The 18,883-nt window shown below is 35.4% G+C and carries 22 protein-coding genes; 7 read left to right on the forward strand and 15 right to left on the reverse strand.

Annotation, left to right across the window (positions count from 1 at the left end; translation table 11 throughout):
- Positions 1 to 39: 39 nt before the first annotated feature.
- The 6 genes from ACKI2P_RS11305 to ACKI2P_RS11330 form a co-directional block, all read right to left on the reverse strand.
- Entirely contained in the window at positions 40 to 906 is an 867-nt protein-coding gene (locus ACKI2P_RS11305; protein WP_407377640.1) for a radical SAM protein, read from the reverse strand.
- 66 nt (positions 907 to 972) lie between these two features.
- On the reverse strand, positions 973 to 1,533 hold the full coding sequence (locus tag ACKI2P_RS11310) for a methanogenesis marker 17 protein (RefSeq protein WP_407377642.1): 561 nt from the start codon (positions 1,531 to 1,533) through the stop codon (positions 973 to 975).
- A gap of 17 nt (positions 1,534 to 1,550) precedes the next feature.
- Positions 1,551 to 2,792 (reverse strand): methanogenesis marker 15 protein, encoded by a 1,242-nt coding sequence (locus ACKI2P_RS11315; RefSeq protein ID WP_407377644.1) that lies wholly within the window; start codon positions 2,790 to 2,792, stop codon positions 1,551 to 1,553.
- 4 nt (positions 2,793 to 2,796) lie between these two features.
- Complete coding sequence (locus ACKI2P_RS11320; protein WP_407377645.1) at positions 2,797 to 3,252, reverse strand: methanogenesis marker 5 protein; 456 nt, start codon at positions 3,250 to 3,252, stop codon at positions 2,797 to 2,799.
- Between the two features lie 8 nt (positions 3,253 to 3,260).
- Positions 3,261 to 3,731 (reverse strand): methanogenesis marker 6 protein, encoded by a 471-nt coding sequence (locus ACKI2P_RS11325; RefSeq protein ID WP_407377646.1) that lies wholly within the window; start codon positions 3,729 to 3,731, stop codon positions 3,261 to 3,263.
- Positions 3,703 to 5,247 (reverse strand): methanogenesis marker 3 protein, encoded by a 1,545-nt coding sequence (locus tag ACKI2P_RS11330; protein ID WP_407377647.1) that lies wholly within the window; start codon positions 5,245 to 5,247, stop codon positions 3,703 to 3,705. The genes ACKI2P_RS11325 and ACKI2P_RS11330 overlap by 29 nt, the downstream gene beginning before the upstream one ends.
- A gap of 124 nt (positions 5,248 to 5,371) precedes the next feature.
- Between ACKI2P_RS11330 and ACKI2P_RS11335 the strand changes: the two genes are divergently transcribed.
- Complete coding sequence (locus tag ACKI2P_RS11335; protein WP_407377649.1) at positions 5,372 to 6,124, forward strand: thermonuclease family protein; 753 nt, start codon at positions 5,372 to 5,374, stop codon at positions 6,122 to 6,124.
- On the opposite strand, the gene ACKI2P_RS11340 is transcribed toward ACKI2P_RS11335, so the two are convergent.
- Genes ACKI2P_RS11340 through ACKI2P_RS11355 form a run of 4 tightly spaced genes read right to left on the reverse strand, consistent with a single transcriptional unit; the run spans position 6,125 to position 9,558 of the window.
- Positions 6,125 to 6,940, reverse strand: coding sequence for a DUF4013 domain-containing protein (locus ACKI2P_RS11340; protein WP_407377651.1), 816 nt, complete (start codon positions 6,938 to 6,940; stop codon positions 6,125 to 6,127). It abuts the gene before it with no gap.
- A 9-nt stretch (positions 6,941 to 6,949) separates the two neighbouring features.
- Entirely contained in the window at positions 6,950 to 7,924 is a 975-nt protein-coding gene (locus ACKI2P_RS11345) for a methanogenesis marker 2 protein (protein ID WP_407377653.1), read from the reverse strand.
- 15 nt (positions 7,925 to 7,939) lie between these two features.
- Positions 7,940 to 9,055 carry a DUF2117 domain-containing protein gene (locus ACKI2P_RS11350; RefSeq protein WP_407377655.1) on the reverse strand — a complete coding sequence of 372 codons (1,116 nt, stop codon included), beginning with the start codon at positions 9,053 to 9,055 and terminating at the stop codon, positions 7,940 to 7,942.
- The gene (locus tag ACKI2P_RS11355) at positions 9,052 to 9,558 is read right to left on the reverse strand and encodes a ribonuclease VapC (RefSeq protein WP_407377657.1); all 507 of its coding nucleotides are present in this window, start codon (positions 9,556 to 9,558) and stop codon (positions 9,052 to 9,054) included. Before ACKI2P_RS11355 ends, ACKI2P_RS11350 begins: the two co-directional genes overlap by 4 nt.
- 279 nt (positions 9,559 to 9,837) lie before the next feature.
- Here ACKI2P_RS11355 and ACKI2P_RS11360 point away from each other — a divergent pair, with 279 nt between their 5' ends.
- From ACKI2P_RS11360 to ACKI2P_RS11375, 4 genes are read left to right on the forward strand one after another with little or no spacing between them, the layout of a single operon-like run.
- Positions 9,838 to 10,629, forward strand: coding sequence for a helix-turn-helix transcriptional regulator (locus tag ACKI2P_RS11360; protein WP_407377658.1), 792 nt, complete (start codon positions 9,838 to 9,840; stop codon positions 10,627 to 10,629).
- A complete protein-coding gene (locus ACKI2P_RS11365; RefSeq protein ID WP_407377660.1) occupies positions 10,626 to 11,444 on the forward strand; it encodes a helix-turn-helix transcriptional regulator in 819 nt (272 codons plus the stop codon). Before ACKI2P_RS11360 ends, ACKI2P_RS11365 begins: the two co-directional genes overlap by 4 nt.
- Complete coding sequence (locus ACKI2P_RS11370) at positions 11,437 to 11,733, forward strand: winged helix-turn-helix domain-containing protein (protein ID WP_407377661.1); 297 nt, start codon at positions 11,437 to 11,439, stop codon at positions 11,731 to 11,733. The genes ACKI2P_RS11365 and ACKI2P_RS11370 overlap by 8 nt, the downstream gene beginning before the upstream one ends.
- A gap of 9 nt (positions 11,734 to 11,742) precedes the next feature.
- Positions 11,743 to 12,249 (forward strand): molybdenum cofactor biosynthesis protein B, encoded by a 507-nt coding sequence (locus ACKI2P_RS11375; RefSeq protein WP_407377663.1) that lies wholly within the window; start codon positions 11,743 to 11,745, stop codon positions 12,247 to 12,249.
- 36 nt (positions 12,250 to 12,285) lie between these two features.
- On the opposite strand, the gene pyrE is transcribed toward ACKI2P_RS11375, so the two are convergent.
- Both pyrE and ACKI2P_RS11385 read right to left on the reverse strand, forming a co-directional pair.
- Complete coding sequence (gene pyrE, locus ACKI2P_RS11380; RefSeq protein WP_407377674.1) at positions 12,286 to 12,813, reverse strand: orotate phosphoribosyltransferase; 528 nt, start codon at positions 12,811 to 12,813, stop codon at positions 12,286 to 12,288.
- A gap of 9 nt (positions 12,814 to 12,822) precedes the next feature.
- Positions 12,823 to 13,053 carry a PRC-barrel domain-containing protein gene (locus ACKI2P_RS11385; protein ID WP_407377665.1) on the reverse strand — a complete coding sequence of 77 codons (231 nt, stop codon included), beginning with the start codon at positions 13,051 to 13,053 and terminating at the stop codon, positions 12,823 to 12,825.
- Between the two features lie 113 nt (positions 13,054 to 13,166).
- Here ACKI2P_RS11385 and xseA point away from each other — a divergent pair, with 113 nt between their 5' ends.
- Both xseA and ACKI2P_RS11395 read left to right on the forward strand, forming a co-directional pair.
- Positions 13,167 to 14,420: an exodeoxyribonuclease VII large subunit gene (gene xseA, locus ACKI2P_RS11390; RefSeq protein ID WP_407377667.1), complete on the forward strand. Its 1,254-nt coding sequence runs from the start codon at positions 13,167 to 13,169 to the stop codon at positions 14,418 to 14,420.
- Positions 14,421 to 14,639 carry an exodeoxyribonuclease VII small subunit gene (locus ACKI2P_RS11395; RefSeq protein WP_407377669.1) on the forward strand — a complete coding sequence of 73 codons (219 nt, stop codon included), beginning with the start codon at positions 14,421 to 14,423 and terminating at the stop codon, positions 14,637 to 14,639.
- On the opposite strand, the gene ACKI2P_RS11400 is transcribed toward ACKI2P_RS11395, so the two are convergent.
- The 3 genes from ACKI2P_RS11400 to ACKI2P_RS11410 all read right to left on the reverse strand — a co-directional run.
- Positions 14,623 to 15,636: an adenosylcobinamide amidohydrolase gene (locus tag ACKI2P_RS11400; RefSeq protein WP_407377670.1), complete on the reverse strand. Its 1,014-nt coding sequence runs from the start codon at positions 15,634 to 15,636 to the stop codon at positions 14,623 to 14,625. The genes ACKI2P_RS11395 and ACKI2P_RS11400 overlap by 17 nt on opposite strands.
- A gap of 45 nt (positions 15,637 to 15,681) precedes the next feature.
- Positions 15,682 to 17,295: a thermosome subunit alpha gene (gene thsA, locus ACKI2P_RS11405; RefSeq protein WP_407377671.1), complete on the reverse strand. Its 1,614-nt coding sequence runs from the start codon at positions 17,293 to 17,295 to the stop codon at positions 15,682 to 15,684.
- Between the two features lie 401 nt (positions 17,296 to 17,696).
- Positions 17,697 to 18,883: hypothetical protein (locus ACKI2P_RS11410; RefSeq protein ID WP_407377672.1), on the reverse strand; the 1,187-nt coding region annotated here is incomplete at its 5' end.

The following is an 18,883-nucleotide window of genomic DNA, read 5'->3' on the forward strand; positions in this document are numbered from 1 at the left end:
AAATATGAATTAAATAAAAATAAAAATAAAAAAAAGTAGTTAGTAATGACTTTGAGGAGTCATTCCTAAATGATGGTCTTCACTTTTTTTACCAGGTATTCCGTATGCATCGGCTCTGCACTGAGTGCATGCTCTAAATACAGGTATAATCTCTTCAACTTGTTCCCTGACACTTTCCATCATGGCACAGTCAGGACGTGAATAATGTTTCATTTTAGCTAAAGGAATCAATGGTAAAACATTCATTAAGGCTGCACCACGTTTTTTAACCTCTTTAGCTATCTCAACAATATGCTCATCGTTTAATCCAGGAATTAAAACTGAATTTACTTTAACTACCAAACCATTGGCAGCTGCCTTTTCAACACCGTCCAATTGATTTTTGATTAAAATCTCAACAGCTTCGTAGTCTTTATAGATTTTACCTTCATATTTGATGAATGAATAAATGTCAACTGCAATATCTGGATCGATTGCATTGATTGTTACGGTTACGGAATTTACCCCCAGTTCTGCAAGCTTGTCTGCATATTTTGGAAGCAAAAGCCCATTTGTACTCATACATTTTATTAAGTCTGAATCTTCTTCGGATAATTTTTCAAAGAATTCCAAAGTTTCTTCATTTGCAAGTGAATCCCCGGGTCCCGCTACACCTACAACTGAAATTGGACCTTCAGCAGTTACCTCTTTAACGTGTTTAATTGCATCATCGGGACTCATAACACAGCTTGCAACACCAGGTCTGTCTTCTTCGTTGTTAATATCCCTAGTACAGAAGTTACAAAAGATATTACATTTTGGTGCGACAGGAACATGTGCCCTACCTACTTTATCATGCATTTTTTCATTAAAACATGGATGTGCTTTTGTTATATGTGCAAATCTTGAACCTTTATGTTCAGCCATACTATCACTTCTCCGAATATATAACTCTGTTAATTTGTATTGATACGAACGAATATATAAAGTTTTCTATTTACCCTGGTTCAACTCATCGATATATTCATGTGCCTTTTCAATCCATGCATCCTTAATTAACTCATCAGTTGCAACTACGGCCACAATATTCTCAGTAGACATGTCCTTAATGATTTTAAATCCTTCAGGCAAGATTCTGAAAACCGCATCATATATTCTTCTTTGTAAATTTGAATGAGGATCATCAACAATGATTGTTTTCAAATCGGAATTATCTCCATTGATTTCAAGTTGATACCTGTTTGGCTGATAAATCTCATCTCTGGAAAACCTTTTCCATAACTGCTTTAAAATATTCGGAAGGTAGTTTTCATCATCGATTATGATTCTTGTAATATCCTCATCTTTTACATACATGATATTGGCTACATCTTCAAAAAGAATAGCTTTAGAGGTTTTCTTCATTTTGATAGCTAACACAAATACCGGATCATCCGGATTTACATAAGCTTTCAAATCCTCTACTGATGCGCCTAAAACTAAATCTTGAAAGATTTGCTTTATGATAATTTCATAAACTTCAGCGCCTCTTTCATCATAGCATTCAACTAACATCAAATCAACTCACAATTTTATTTGTCATCATGTCTGTGACCCATTCCGGATACCAGAAGTGCCGCTCCGACAGCACCGATGTGTTGGGAATATTCCGGAACGATAACTTCGATTCCACCCAAGGTTTCACTGACAGCTTCAACAAGACCGGATATTAAGCTTGTACCGCCTACTTGGATTAAAGGTTCACGAATATCAATTTCCTGAAGCTGCTGTTCATAAACTTGTTCTGATACTGAGTGACATGCAGCAGCTGCAACATCCGCTTTAGAACCTCCCGCTGCAAGAGTAGTAACAAGGTCCTGAATACCGAATACGATACAGTATGAGTTCAGCATAGCCTTTCTCCAGTCACCCTGGACTGCGAGAGGACCCAATTCAGTAATGTCTACATCCAACCTACGTGAAGTCATGTCTAAAAATCTTCCGGAAGCTCCTGCACAGATACCACCCATGGTAAAGTTATCCGGAATACCGTTGTTTACTGTAATAACCTTGTTGTCCATACCACCTATATCCAGTACGGTAGCTTCTCCTTTTTGACAGTCAGCAAGGTAAACTGCACCTTTTGCGTTTACGGACAATTCTTCCTGAATGAGTTCTGCACCGAATTCCTGACCCATAGTGAATCTACCGTAACCTGTTGTTCCTATACCGTCAACATCATCCCAGCCATAATCTGTGTTGGCGAATGCTTCAGCAGCAGCGGTTTTAGCTGATTCGATGATGTCCTTGGTGGATGTCCAACCTGTTCCGATAACCTGATTGTTTTCCATAAGAACTGCTTTTGTAGTGGTTGAACCGGAGTCCAAACCGAGAGTGAGGCCTTCTTGTTTTTCACGTGCAAGAATACTTCTGCGTGTAACGGTAGTGGCCAAAGCTTCCATACGAATGAACAGTTCATCAGCTTTTGTCCTTTCAGTAAATGAGTATGTAACTACTGGAATACGGGTGTTGTTTTGAATGAAACGTCTTACTTCATTTCTCACCAATGCCGCTTCGGCACATCTAAAACAAGTTGCTATAAATACAGCATCAGGTTTGGACCTGCCTTCAACAATGGCCATAGCCCTTGCAATCATCAATTTTAAGCTTGAACTTTGAGCTGAAAACCCGAATTTCTCATAAGATTCATCAATATAATCCAAATCGATTTCAGGAAGAACAATTTCTGCACCAAATTTGTTTGCAGCCTTTTCAATTTCCTTTTGAATTCCACTATATTCTGTTCCACATGAAACTAAAGCAATTTTAACCATTTTATTATTCCTCCCCAGTAGCTTCTTCAAGTGAATCTACAAACTCGTTGATTTCATTTACCATTACATATGTTTCATCTTGATTGGTAGGATATGTAAGTTCCAATACAGGAATGCCCTTATTCCTTAGTAAAAATATTGACAGTTCATTGGTTCTGGCACAACCAATACAACCAAAACCGTATGGAGCGCCATCGACAACAATAGCAGCTTCCGCTTCATCTATAAGTGGTCCGATGATTGACATTCTTCCACGAACACCAGAAGGAACCTCAATAGCTGCATACTTAAGCCCTTTGATTGGGTCTTCTTCTGAAATATTCATTGGAGGGGAATCAATTTCCGGATCCTTAATTTTTTGTCTGATTTGTTTTTGTAAAACTAAAGGAGTATGACCTTTTCTTTCAAGTAAATCTGCCAAGATTAATGAATTTGGAGGATAAACAGCAATTTTAACCATAATTTCACCTATTCTTTATTTTCTAAACATTCGTTCATGATTTTTTCAAATTCGTCAACTTTAACCGGTTTTTTCTCTTCTAACTGAACGTCTTTAGGATTTTCTAAAGCTTCTGCAACAAAACCAAGTATTCTGTACTCTTTTTCCATTTGGTGGAATCCTTCCCTAGGTCCGAATCTGTGACCTCTGCATCTTCTAGGATCACCGGGAGCAAAACCTCTTTCCTTTGTGAAAATGTGGTTTGGATCTATTTTTCTTATTTCCTTGATAGCCTTATAGACATCTTCACTCTTACCACTAATCATGGCACCATAACAGGTGTTTTTTATTGTAAGAGGCAAACCAAGCATATGAAATTCACTTACAATCTCCTGTTCACTGACATGAGCTCCAGGCCCTATAAAAATCATACGTGTAATTACATCAGGGTCCCAATCTTCTTTGCCCAAATCAGGACTCATTGTTAGATTCTGTGACATATACTACAACTCCTTCTTTTAAATTTTCAATATGGTCATAATCAGATAAGATATCTCCAACAATGTTTGTTGCATCAAATGTTTCTGCAGTCGGACCAAATTCTGAATTATCCTCAAATCTGATACCTATCAAACCGACGCTTTTGGAAGCCATGTTTGTAATACCAATTTGACCCCGTATAACCTTGTCAACAGGGTTATTTTCAGGAACCAGACCTTTCGCTAATTTCTTATCACCTTCAAAAATAACAATATGCATTCCAGGAACTGCAAAATGAACTTTGATGCTGCCGACAGGATTTTCCAAAAGACCTGATAAATATTTGAAGTATCTAACAGACCTTGGAGCATTATCAACAAATTTGATTTTGCACAAATCTTCCTTGTCAATGGCTTTTGTTATTACTTGTCCTTCCCTTAGGATATCTATTGTATGTTTAGGATTCTGTTCCACAATTATTGCATCATCATCGACCAAACCATCGATGAGATGTTCGATTCCCGCTTCAGACAGCAGTTTTGTGGCTTCAGCCTGGGTTTTGTTAAGCAACATCAACCTTTGCTGTTCTGATTTGACAGTGATAAAATCATTTTCCCTTGCAATGTCTATGATTTCCATTCCGTTGACAATTTTACCTACTGTGGTGTGATTTGGAGTCAAAACCCTATTTTCACGATAAATATATAACTTTCCAACACCGTTACCTGTGTTCCTAATAGTCATTGTTCCTCTGAGCCTTTGGGTAGTGTGCTCTTTAGGTTTTTCAAGCCCTTCCAACTCATAAAATCCTAAAAAGGATTCACTATCAAAAGAAACCTTGATTCTACCGTCCTTAATTATAGAGAACAAATGTTCAACACAGATCGGTGAATCCTCATCAATGTCAAATGAAATGTAGGTATAAAGCTCATTTCCTTCTTCCAATACTGTGCTTAAATCAGCGGCTGCACTGTCAGTGGTTGAGCTTCTCTCAATGATTGGCTCTATGCCTGTGACCTTATCGTTATCAGTAAGGTTTTCCAAGGTTTTCTTACCACCGATTACACGGGCAAAGATACCCTTGTTATATGGAGGCACACTGTAAACATTAGTCGTATTCTCTTTAATCATGATCAAGTGAGTGGACTCGTTACTAAAACTGGATAAACTTAAAACAACATCTCCTTCATAATATTTGAATTCATCATGAGTCGGTTCCAAATCAGTCACTATAGGTCCTATCGCAACTTCTGTTGAAGTAGACCATCTGATATCCAAGTCAACAAAATCCTCGTACTGGCTTTTCCAGACATCAACGATAGGTTTTGCCTCTTCAGATTCATCAAGTTGAAGGATTATGGAACCTTGATTTGTTTTAATCTTGAATTTATTAATGTTTTTTTCAAGTTCCTTTTTTCCTTTAATCAGACAAACAATACTACCAGGAGTATATGGAGCATTAGTCTCAGCAATTACATCCTGAATTGTTGAGCCTTCTGCAACATCTATTTCTTCTCCGTTTATTTTAATTAACATACAATCTCCTAATAAGAATTTTTAATATTATATATTTATATTTTCATTATATATTAAAATTATTTATTGGAATATAAAAAATTATATAAACACAAAGTTGTAACATTTACATATGGAGAGAAAAATGATGCCAATAAACAAAAAACATGTTTTTTCCGTATTGATAATTCTGGTAATAGCCATCGCTGCGATGTCCTTTGCCAGTGCATACACCGGAACAGGATTTTCTCACAACATTCCAAGTTCCAAATACTATGACATGTCCGCATCAGATATCCTAAACCAATACGGCGATACCGAATGCCATGCCGAAGAATGGGGAGTCTGCACCCAGGTGGTTGATGGAGATACAATATATTTGGAAAACGGTAAAAAAATACGTTTTGTAGGAGTCAACACTCCTGAAAGAGGTGTGGAAGGATACATAACTTCTAAAAACTTTGTCCAGAAGTTGTGCCTTGGAAAGGAAGTTGGAATAGATGTTGACGATTCAAAACACTCCGACAAATACGGAAGGACACTGGGAGTTGTCATAGTCGATGGAAAAAATGTGAATGAAATGCTTTTAAAGGAAGGGCTTGCCGAGATAATGTATATGCCGCCTAGCGAATTTTACCCTTATGACTGGGCAAACGGCAACACACATGTGTCAAGCGACCATTCAACATCAACAAGCTATTCAAGCGACAGCCACCAGTCAAGCTCTTCAGATTCATCAGGGTCCGGAAGCTATGTAGGAAATGCAAATACAGGAAAATTCCATCGTGCAAGCTGCAGCAGTGTCGATAAGATGTCAGAAGGAAATAAGGTATTCTTCTCCTCAAGAGATGATGCCGTCAGTCAGGGATATGTGCCCTGCAAACGGTGCAACCCTTAACTACCTTCCCAAAATTTTAAACCTTTCCAGTTCTTTTTCAAATTTATCGATGTCCAAATCATCATCACTTCTCTCACCGACATGAGAGTACAGTAATCCCAATGAGTAATTATAGATTAAAAGGATTATTGGATATGCGATACACAGATATGCAATCAAACCAACATATGGAATGAAAATAAGGAAAACCGCTAAAAAATTAATCACACCGATTAAAACCGCCATTACAAAGTACCATCCAATCACTCTTCCAATTCCAATGTGTCTAATGTCCCTGCAAACCGCCACAATATTTAAAGATTTTGAAAGACTGTTGTAATTGGCCAGTCTGGCTTCTGCAAGAGTTACTACAATTGAAAAGATTAAATCCACAACAAAAGTGATTGCAAATACGATCTGCAATGAATTGAAAATATTTAAAGGATTTTTCACAAACATTACCATCAAATCATGAGGACTGACAAAAGCCCCAATTGCCGCCATCACTATTGCAAATATCAAAAATAGAATTAGGAAATATACCAAATGAAGAACAAACAGCTTTATGGTGCTTATAATATTTCTTTTAGGACGGATTTGAGGAATGCTGTAATTTTCAACACAACCCTGTCTGACAACAGAAACGAAGTATCCTGGAATAATTAAAAGAAAAGCAATGAATGCTGCAATACCTGCATAAAATACCGGTTCATTTTTAAAATATGCTCCTACAGGTAAAATCAGCAAAAGCAAAAACAAAACAAATATTAATGCCAATCTTTTATAATCTCTGAACGGAAATTTAAAAGACTTTGAAATGATATCCTCAAATTTCATCAAATCACCTCATCTGAATATGAAAACAGGATTTTTATTTTGGTTGAATATTTCCTCTTGTTCGCCGTCATAATTTAGTATGAGATTATTGGAATCTGTAACTTCACCAACAACTTCAGCTTCAATGGAATATTTTGCAAGATATTCCTTAATGTAGTCACATTTATCTTCTTCGGCAGTAAATACAAAACCTGAACCAGGGTATGAACGAAGCCAATCCACCCATTCAACATTTTCATTTCTTGGAATATCTTCAAGGCTTACAATTGCACCTTTTTTAGAAGTTTCCAAAAGCATTTCAAGAGTTCCCAATATTCCAGGGTTTGAAATGTCCTTTCCGGATTTAATATAATCGTTTTCGGCCAGATACTGAACCGCAGTTATCTGGTCTCTGACGAGCTGCGCATCTTTGTCGTAGGTTGTATCCCAGTTTAGGGCAAACATCTCATGAGGCTTGCCGTCAAGATCGATTGCAACTATTACTTTGTCACCGACTTCAGCTCCAAAACTTGTGATGATTTTATCCTTTTGGGCTATTCCGACAATGGCGACACCCAATGAATCAACTTCACCGTCAGGATGAAGGTGTCCCCCAACCATAGGAACTCCGAATTTCAGGCATCCGTCCTTGATTCCGTTCAGCAAATCCTCATAAATATCATCATTGCTTATTGACATTATGTTCACCATGGCCAAAGGTTTTCCTCCCATAGCTGCAATGTCATTTACATTTACCAGAACGGAACAGTATCCTGCCCAGTAAGGGTTGACGTTCATGATATCTCCCCAAATTCCATCGGCGGCGATTAGAATTACCTGATTATTTCCGATGTCAATGGCTGATGCATCATCTCCAATGTCAATAACAACATCTCCTGAAACGTTATATGATTCCTCCAATAGAGAAATGACATTATCAATTGAACTTTTACGAGATACCCCTTTAAACTCTTGAATTTCACGAACAAGATTTTTAAAATCCAAAAATTACACTTCCTCTTAATTAATATATTTTATTTTGTATTCACAATTAATATCTTTTATTATTTCGGCAATTTTGTCCCTGACTTCATCAATATTAGAGAAATCACAGCTGACCTGTTTGTCGCCGAAGATTATCCTTTTAATATCTTGACCGCAGACATCATCAAAACCACTTTCGACCTCAAAGATGATGGAATTTTTAACCTTGAATCCATCTTCCACAACCTTATCCAAATCCCCATCAGTTATTCCAATTATAGGTATATCAAATCTGTACAGAATGTCTGATGATATCAAAGTTGTGTCATCACCAACAGTAATCACAAGTGCCGAATCCCGGAATTTATAAACATCCTCCCCGGCATGATCAAGAAATGTGACCTTAAACACATCCGGCTTTTCCTTTGAAATAACGCGAGGAGTAACCTTAGCATGCCTTAAAAGACCCGTTTTGATAATTGCACTATCAAGGTCAACCTCCCCCAACTTCTCAAGACCATGGGCTTTAAGTTCACCTCCAATTATGTCAACGATATGGTTATCTCTGGCAATCAGCGTAAGCTTATCTGAATCGGTTTTACCTATTACAACACTGTTGACCATGATATTTTCACCAGGACTTACACCATGGACGACCCTCTGATTAACACCCTCAGCATCATTTTTGATATGACTGTTATAGACCTGCTGAGGTGTCACAACAGCCAAGTTCAGCCTTTCGGCCAGTTCCCCCACAATATCCAGATCGTTATTCCATGCTATAATGCTTCCGTCCGCCTCACCAGGGCGTTCAATTTGAATCACAGGAATATCATTTTGAGGTATCTTATCAACATAATGATTATAGACCTTATATCCGAATACCTGCCCGGTAACATTGGATTTACCATAATTCAACAGGAATATCACATCCACATTTTTCTCGTGAAATATTTTCAGTGAATCGCTCGGAACAAGTTTTCTGGAAATGTCAATCAGATTTTCCAAACTGGCATCAATAACTGCAGTTCTGCCCATTGTTCCGCCAAGCCTTGCTGAAACCTCACCGTATTCCTTTAGAAGTTCAATTAATTTTAATGCATATCCCGAATCAATAATGTTCGGACCGTGAACCACCACTCCAATTCTCATTTGTTCACCCTTATTCTTTTTTTGTAAATTTTAGACCCGCATATTTCACAGTCGTCAAACGGATAATCTTCATCGAATTCCTTTTTGCATCCTTCGCAAACCTTTTTCCAATTATAGATTTCATTAATCCCCTCAGTTATAACACCTGAAAATGGAATATCCAAAATCTTCAATGTGTTTTGAATAGTGTAGTCATCAGTGATCACCTTAACATTTTTGCCCTCTTCACGCATCATATATGCAAGTGCGATTAATTTTTTGTCAGGTAAGGATAACCTTAAAATATCACCACTACTAGATATTATTTCATGGACACAGTTTGTATACTTTTTTCCAACATCTTGAATAACGATTAAATCCTGTGCAATGGCGGTGTCAAATTTTAAACGAGATTCAAAGTCTTTAATTTCTTCTGTTATTTCAGGAACAGTGTAATTATGCTTAGAAGTAATTTCAAAACCGTTTATGAAAGCAGAAGCATCAAGAATATAATATGTTTCCATGGATGATATTTTAATTTGAAAATTAATAAATTTTTTTAATTTCAAAAAAACATGCATTTGGAAATATGTGCACCGAGATGAAATTTATTTGGGATAAGTTTGGGATAACTCTGGGATAACTTTGGAATAAGTTTGGAACAGGCTTGGAATAGGTTTGGAAGAAGTTAGGAACTAGTTTGGGAAAATCTATTTAAATTTAGATGTTGAAATGACTAAATACAGAAAAATTCCATGAGAAATTCATGAATTTTTATGATTGAAAAAATGGAGGAAATGAAAATGTACACTAACAGTGAAATCAATAGTGAAATCCAATTTCTTGCAAAATCAGAGATTCGAATGAAAATTCTTAGTGAATTGTATAATCATCCAGACAACATCAGAGGACTTGTCAAAAAGACAAAAATCACCTACAGTTCTGTTTCAAGCAATGTGAATAAACTAGAGGAAAGCAACTACATCATAAAGGTTGAAAAGAAGTATCATGTCACCCCAATGGCCAAAATTTACTTTGATACTCTCATAGACTTTAAAAAAAGCATTGACATTATTAATGATTTCAACTCCCTTTGGGACAAACACAATCTCAATCAGTTAAGCATCGATTCAATGAAAAACATTACTGATTTAAAGAATTCAACATTGATTGAAACAACTCCCCTTGACATCTACAAAACACACAACACAATAAAAAATCAGCTTATCGAATCAAGTGACGTAAAGGCAATATTCCCTTATCTTCATCCTGAATATCCTCAATTGATTGAGGAAGTTCTGAAAAATAGGGGATCTGTTGAGCTGATTGTTCCGAAAAACATAATGAACCCTATCATAACCCCTATAAATGAACAGTTGAGAAAAAATTGCCTGAATTCAAAAAAACTAAAGGTACATCCTGTTGAAAATGAATTAAATTTATACTTAACCCTATGTGATGACAAGATGAGTCTGGGACTGTTTAAGAATGACGGAAGTTTTGACCAGAACAGAATCCTGATTTCCGACGATTCAAAATCATACAACTGGGCTAGGGAATTATTTAAACACGTGAAACAAATGGTGAGAGCATGACATCAATAGAAACAAAACAGCAATTAACAAAAGAGTACAGCGGCGTCAAATATATTTTGACGTCTAGCATGCGTGCCAAACTGCTTTTGGCCGTATATGAAATCCCAAAAAATTTAGATGATTTGCGAAGAGACTTGAAAAAACCTTCAGCAACCATTTTGCATGGCCTAAAAGAATTGGAAAGTATCAATTTAGTTAGAAAAGTACATAAATGTTATGAATTGACCTCAAACGGTTACTTATTGACAACAAATATGATTAAACTAATTGAAAACTGGTATTCACTTGGCAAAAGCGAAACTTTTTGGGATAATCATGACCTGTCCGACATTCCCGAAGAGATAATTAAAAATATCTACCTTCTAAAAGATGCGAAATACATTAACTCCACAACAAGCGACCTTTCAATATCTTTCAATGAATACATAAAGCTAATTTCAAAAGCACAGGAATTGCAGATAATACTACCAATCTACTCCGAAAACCATTTCAAACATATTATCGATCTTTTAAAAGAAGGCAGGTTAAGAAAATTAAACCTATATGTCAGTGAGGAAATTTATAATTCCATAGATGAAAATGAAACATTTAAAAAAGAATTACTTGAAAATAATAAAGTTAAAACCACTATTATCAATAAGACTTTGAAAGTGTTTTTAACCTGTTCCGATAAATTTGTTTCACTTACACTCTTCTTTAAGGATGGGCACTACGATGATTCCCAGATTTTAATTGGCAAAGATGAAAATGCAATTAAATGGGGTCATCTTTTATTAGATTATACAAAAAATAAATTGGAGGATATGAATGGTTGAAAATTTCACTATCAACGATCGAGAGCTATTTAATCTCTTACTTGGACGTTCAGGTGGAAAAACAACAATGAACATTATAAACGAGATATTAATCCAACCAAGAAATGCTAATCAATTGTCAAATATTTTGCATATAGATTATAAAACAGTGATTTATCATATGAAAATTCTTTGCAAACACGATTATGTTATTAGAGAAAAATTCGATAATTTTTACTGGTATCAGCCAAGTGAAAAATTAATAAACAACTTGGACGAATATAATTTTATTAAGCAAAATATGGATTGAGGTAAAATAATGAAAAGTGAAACTTCCAAATTACATCAAAAGGAATCATCTGCAGACATCAGCTGCGGAATAATAACTCTAAGCGACAGCAGAAAATCTGAAAAGCTGGACCTGTCTGGAAAATACATGGCTGAAGAAATTGAAGCTAGATATACTTTGAAATCTAAAATGCTGATTCCGGATGAAAAAGATCAGCTAATAGAATCTATTGAAACTATGGTTAATGAAGATATTGATGTGATTTTGACAACCGGTGGAACAGGTTTGGATGAAAGAGACATTACGGTTGAAACTGTGGAATCACTTTTCGATAAAAAATTAGATGGTTTTGGTGAAATATTCCGATTTAAATCTTATGAGGAAATCGGTGCTTCTGCACTGCTTTCAAGGGCAACTGCAGGAGTATATAAAAAAGCATTAATATTTAGTATGCCTGGTTCACCCAATGCTGTTAAAACTGCATTAGGAATCATAATTGATGAACTTCCACATATTGTTCATCATGCAAAAAAATAGAATTAATTTAAGGGGTTTTTTACCCCTCATTTATTTTTAATCAAAAAATTCATCAACAGATATCAAAGGTTCTAGATTTATACCTGCCTTTTCAAATTCTTCAATAGCGCCTTCCTGTCTGTCAACTACAACAAAAGCTCTTTTTACATTTCCGCCATTGTCTTGAATGGCACGAATTGCCTTAAGCAATGATCCTCCAGTTGTGGATACATCTTCAACTACGATAACATCATCGCCTTCAACCAATTCACCCTCAATGAGTTTGGAAGTGCCATAACCTTTCTTTTCCTTACGTATCATCAATAAAGGCAACTTGGATTCAAGTGAAACCGCTGTAGCGATTGGAACAGCACCCAATGCAGGCCCTGCAACCTTATCAATTTTATCATCCTTGATTTTTTCTGAAATCATCTTTGAGATAGTTGATAGAATTTCAGGTTCTGTAATGGCTTTTTTCATATTGATGTAATAATTACTTTTCTTTCCGGAAGATAATGTGAAATCTCCTTCCAGAAATACTTCGTTTTCCTTTAACAAACCAATTAAATAATCTTTGGAAACCATAAAAATCAATTAGATATCATCTTCGCCTTTGAGTAAAATTTTATCTCCAATAACTTTAACAAGTTCCATCGGAACAATATTTTCACTAGCTTTGATCTGTTCGGAAAACCCGGTTTTTTTAATAACCAAATCAGTGACTTCAAAAGTATCTCTGTCCATAACAATATCCATAACTTTTCCAACAATTTGAATATCTGCATCGAGTACTTCCTTGCCAAATAACTCGTCTTTAACTTTCATAGTATCACCTATGATATAATATTATACTTTCAATTTAAATATCTTTACATGAGAATGGCAAAATGTTTTAATTGTAAACAATATACTAACATTATTAAAAATAAGGTGAATGTATGGAAGAAGAATACTTGACAGTATCTCAAATAAACGCCTACATCAACAGAAAGTTTAAAACTGACACAAATTTGAAAAACATTCTTATCAGAGGTGAAATATCCAATTATAAGGCCCATACAAGTGGACACAGTTATTTTACCTTGAAAGATGACAAATCACAAATTAGTGCAGTGATGTTTAAAGGAAGAAAGAAATTCCTTAAATTCGAACCTAAGGACGGTATGAAGGTAATCATCAAGGGAAGCATTGAAGTTTATGAGAAAACCGGAAAATACCAGTTGTATGCCAACAGGATTACTGAAGACGGAATCGGGGAATTGCATATTGCCTTTGAACAGCTAAAAAAGAAGCTTGAAAGTGAAGGTTTATTTGATGAGAAACATAAAAAGGAAATTCCAAAATATCCAAAAAGGATAGGAGTTGTCACCGCCAAAACCGGTGCAGCAATCCGGGATATCATATCCACAATTAAAAAAAGATATCCCCAATGTGAAATATTGGTGTTTCCAACTTTGGTTCAGGGAAGTCTTGCAGCACCACAGATAGTGCAGAAAATTAAGTTTGCACAAACTCTAAATCTTGACACATTGATTGTCGGAAGAGGAGGAGGAAGCATCGAAGATTTATGGCCGTTCAATGAAGAAATAGTTGCAAGAGCCATCTTTGAGAGTGAAATCCCTGTTATCAGTGCAGTAGGACATGAAGTTGACTTTACAATATCAGATTTTGTAGCGGATGAACGGGCACCCACTCCAACAGGTGCAGCCGTTATAGCAACACCGCAAATAACTGAAATTGAATATAAAGTGAATCAGTTAAATAAACGGGCAAATAAAATCATAGTATCTAAAATTACAGAAAATAAAACAAGATTTAAGCAAATTTCCCAAAGGCAAGTTTTGAAAAGTCCGGAAGCAATTTATGAAATTAAAGGAATGCATCTGGACAATCTGGTAAACAAGCTGGAATTTGCCTCCAAAAATATAATTAATGAGAATAAAAACAAGCTATTCCAAATAGAAAACAAGCACATATTAAAAAATCCACATGAAATAACGAAAATGAAAAAGGAAAGATTTGCTAAAAATCTCGCCAAACTGGAAGTGTTAAATCCTCTTTTGACATTAAAAAGAGGATATACATTAACAAAAGTTGAAGGAAAGGTTGTCTCTTCTGCAAAGGATGTGAAATCAGGGGACAAACTTGATGTTGAATTTGATGATGGAACCGTTAAAACCCAGGTGATATGAATGGAAAATTTAAGTTTTGAAGAAAGTTTAGAAAAGTTAGAAGAAATCGTTAACAAACTGGAAAGTGGAGACGTGCCTCTTGACGATGCAATAGATGAATTTAACAACGCAATGCAGCTTGTGAAAATATGCAATGAAAAGCTGTCTACGGCCGAAGAGTCAATTGCAAAAATCGTTCAGGACAACGGAGAACTGATAGATTTTAATCCCAGTGAATAAAATGGTCAATCCAATATTGTAATAACTCCTTAACAGGATAACTATTACAATTTTCATTCACCATATTATTTGCCAATTGAAATCCATCCTCTTTTTTTAATAAATTCAGCCTGACCTCATCTATTATATTTAAGACTGAAATTGTAACGGCAACATTATCCTGCCTTTTCATTTCATTTTGAAGTTCTTCTATGAACTCCTTCTTGTCACAGTCCAGATTGTCATAAAAATCGTTGATGTCCAGTTTATACCTATTTAATCTGACCAGTACGTTTGACTGTGATTTAGGAGAAATCCAAACCTGCTTTTTAACTGCTTTTTTAACAGATTCAATAACACACTGTCCAACGAGCTCACCCAACTTGGAATGCTTGCCTGCATTGGTCAATACATTATCCGAATTCAGATTTGAACAGATAATAAGACCATCGGTTCCTGTCCCTGTTGCATATCCATCAGAATATTGTGAAGGAACCTTCAACTCAGATAATGCAACTGTCTTTGCCTCAGTTGCAGTCATGAACGCTTCAAGCAGGACATCATCATCCAAACGTGAATTGATTAGGATTATTGTATTAATGGTTCCGAACTTGCCGTTTTCCTCATAATATGAAGATGGATCACCTGCTTTTGAGGCATTAGTTCTGACTCCTGCAGTTGTGATTGCTACAACCGACAAGTTTTTAAACTCCTTAAATACAATAGAAACATTTTTCATCTCAGCCTTAGTGATAAGTCCTGTTGAAAATTCAGAATCAATATCCAATAGGCTGCAGTGATTTTTAAGATATTCGCAAACGTCATGAGTTGTCAGATAATCAATATTTTCCTGTGACAAATGATGGTTAAAAACGCTTTTGATATTTTTGGAAATTCCGCCGTTGAGTTTTGATGTTGAAACGGCATTTCGAGGGGATGAAAAGTTAACTAGAATAGTGTCATTAAAATAATATACTTCATCATCAAGTGATGTTTTAAAAATAACTCTATGTTTCATAAAAAAAATAAAAAAAGAAAAGAAATTATAAAAATTTCTTTGAATCTACATCATTGGAGGCATTCCGCCCATTGCGGAAGGGTCCATACCCATGTCTTCTGGGCCTTTGGTTGATGCGATTACGTCATCAATTCTTAAAATCATTTCAGCTGCTTCAGATGCAGATTGAATAGCTTGTTTTTTGACACGTTTAGGTTCAATAACTCCAGCTTCTTTCATGTCTGCTACTTCACCAGTGAATACATCTAATCCCATGTAGAATGAGTCTTCTTGTGCTGCTCTTAAGTCAACTAAAGAATCGATGCTGTCTAAACCTGCGTTTTCAGCTAAGGTTTTTGGTACGATTTCTAAAGCTTCTGCAAATGCGTTTACAGCTAATTGTTCTCTGCCAGAAATGGATTCTGCGTAATCTTTGAGTTTTTTAGCCATTGCGATTTCAGGAGCTCCTCCACCTGCGACAACTTTGTCATCTTCTACGGTAGCAGCTACTACACCAATTGCATCTTCGATTGCTCTTACGATTTCATCGACAATGTGTTTGGTACTTCCTCTTACGAATAATGTTACGGATTTAGCTCCACTGCATTCTTCGACGAAAATCATGTCTTCACCGGAGATTTTTCTTTCTTCTACGATTCCAGCTTGACCTAAGTCGTCTGCAGTTAAATCGTCTAAGTTGGTGATGACACTTGCACCAGTAGCTCTGGATAATTTTTCAATGTCAGATTTTTTAACTCTTCTTACAGCTAAAACGCCAGCTTTGGATAAGTAGTGTTGTGCTAAATCATCGATACCTTTTTGTGCGAATAATACGTTTGCACCTGCATCAACGATTTTGTTAACCATGTCTTTAACCATTTTTTCTTCTTGTTCGATGAAAGCTTGCATTTGAGCAGGATCTGTAATAGTGATTTCTGCATCCATTTCAGTTTCTTTAACTTCTAATGGAGTGTTGATTAATGCGATTTTTGCACCGTTGATTTCGGATGGCATACCAGGGTGTACACTTTCTTTGTCTACAATTACACCTTCAACTAAGTTGGATTCTTCAACAACAGCTCCATCTTTTTTCTCGATTTTAATGTTGTCGATATCAACTGCACCATCATCTTCTTTGACTGCTTCAACAGCGTCAACGATTAATTTTGCTAATGGTTCACGTGCTGCTTCAGTTCCTTTACCAGTCATAGCAGTCATAGCTACTTTTAATAAGGTTTCTGAATCGATGTCTTCGATTGCAATTTCATCTAAGATTTCTTGAGCTTTTTCAGCAGCTTTTCTGTATCCCATAGCAATGATAGTTGGGTGAATATCAGAGTCAAGTAAGTTTTCGGATTTTTTGAGTAATTCTCCAGCAATGATAACTGCAGTAGTAGTTCCGTCTCCGACTTCGTCTTCTTGGGTTTTTGCTACTTCTACGAGCATTTTTGCTGCAGGATGTTCAATATCCATTTCTTTTAAAATAGTAACACCGTCGTTGGTTACTACAATGTCTCCAAGTCCGTCAACTAACATTTTGTCCATTCCTTTAGGACCTAAAGTAGTTCTTACAGTTTCAGCTAATACTTTTCCAGCTAAAATGTTATTTCTTTGTGCATCTCTACCGACAGACCTGTTAGTACCTTCAGGTAAAATAAAAATTGGTTGTCCTTGTGCCATAATTTATCTCCTTTAAATTCAATATATAATTAGATCAGTTTAAACATCAACATGAAAAATAGTTTATAGTGTTGATAAAACCTTTCTACATAATACATGAGTTTAAGGTTATATAAATACTTTATGGTATAAAGTAAATAAAAGTTAGAAAAAGATAAAAACACAAAACACAAAGAAAAAAAGTGCCATCATTTAACAGAAATACATGATAATTTTAATAGATAAATGCAAAACTAGCAAAATAATTAAGGCAAACTTTAAATTTATGGCACAACCATCATGAAAAAATGTAAACTGATTTCAACAGATAGATGCTATAAGAAAAAAATCAAATTTTAAAAAAAAAGTGGGGAAAAATGAGATAAAAAATCTCATTTGCTCAGAAGTACCCATTAAAGAAATTACCTACGTTGTTGTTTTTTCTCCAATCTGAAAGGAGGAGTTCTTTCAATTGTATCATAAGCCTCTTGTTCTTCTTGAAGCTCATTGAAGAAAGTATTGATTTCCTCCAATCTTTTGATTTTATCATTTTTCCTATTCAACTCATTTTGAAGGTTAATGAAATCTTCACGAGGGATAGTTTGCTGTTTTAAATATTTGAGTTCATTATCCCGTGCAGCAATTTCCCCCTCCAATTTGTTTTGGACAGTTATCAATTCTTCACGAGGAATAGTATTCTGTTTTAAATATTCAATTTGAGTATTTTTTGATGCCAATTCAGTCTCGAGCCTATTTTGAAGAGTAACATACTCATCTTTAGGGACAGTATTTGCTTTAAGAATATTAAGCTGATTATCCAAATTGCTCATTTCAGTTGTGAATTTGGATTGAAGATTGTTATATTCTTCTTTAGGGATAGTTTGTTCTTTTAAATTATCTATCTGACTGTTTAAGCCAGTGACTGTAGCTTCAAACTGACTCTGCAAATCAACATAATCTTGCTTAGGAATAGTTTGCTCTTTCAAAGAATTAATCTCACTGTTCATATCATTAACAGTGGACTCGAACTGACTCTGCAAATCAACATAATCTTGCTTAGGAATAGTTTGCTCTTTCAAGGTAGTGATTTCACTATTCATATCATCGATTTTAGCCTCAAACTGACTTTGCAATTCAAGATATTCTTGCTTAGGAATAGTTTGCTCTTTTAAAATATTTAGCTGATTGTTGGTATTGGACAACTCGGAATCTTTTAACAGAATTTGGTTGTTCTTTTGCTCGAGTTCCTTTTCAAGTTCCATGATCTGAGTTTTGGATTCAACGTTGTTTTCCAGTTTGATAATTTTAATCTTGTACTCATCGATGGTTCTTGAAAGAGAGTTAATTTGAGCTTCCTTTTCAGCTACACTTTTAAAGGATTCATTTAATCTTTCATTAACATCAGATAATTCTTTTTTCTTATATTCCCTTAACTGTTCAGCAAAATACTCTTTTATTTCATCAAGAGAATTGTTGACATAATCCAATTCATAGATTCTGTCTTCCTGATTTTTGATTAAAGTATCCTTCTCTTCAAGTTGTTGTTTTAAAAGGTTAATTTCGTCTTCTGCTTTGAATTTAATAACAGAAACTTCTTTTTCCTTATCTA

It is taken from the genome of Methanobrevibacter sp. (assembly GCF_045541095.1).
GTDB lineage: Archaea > Methanobacteriota > Methanobacteria > Methanobacteriales > Methanobacteriaceae > Methanocatella.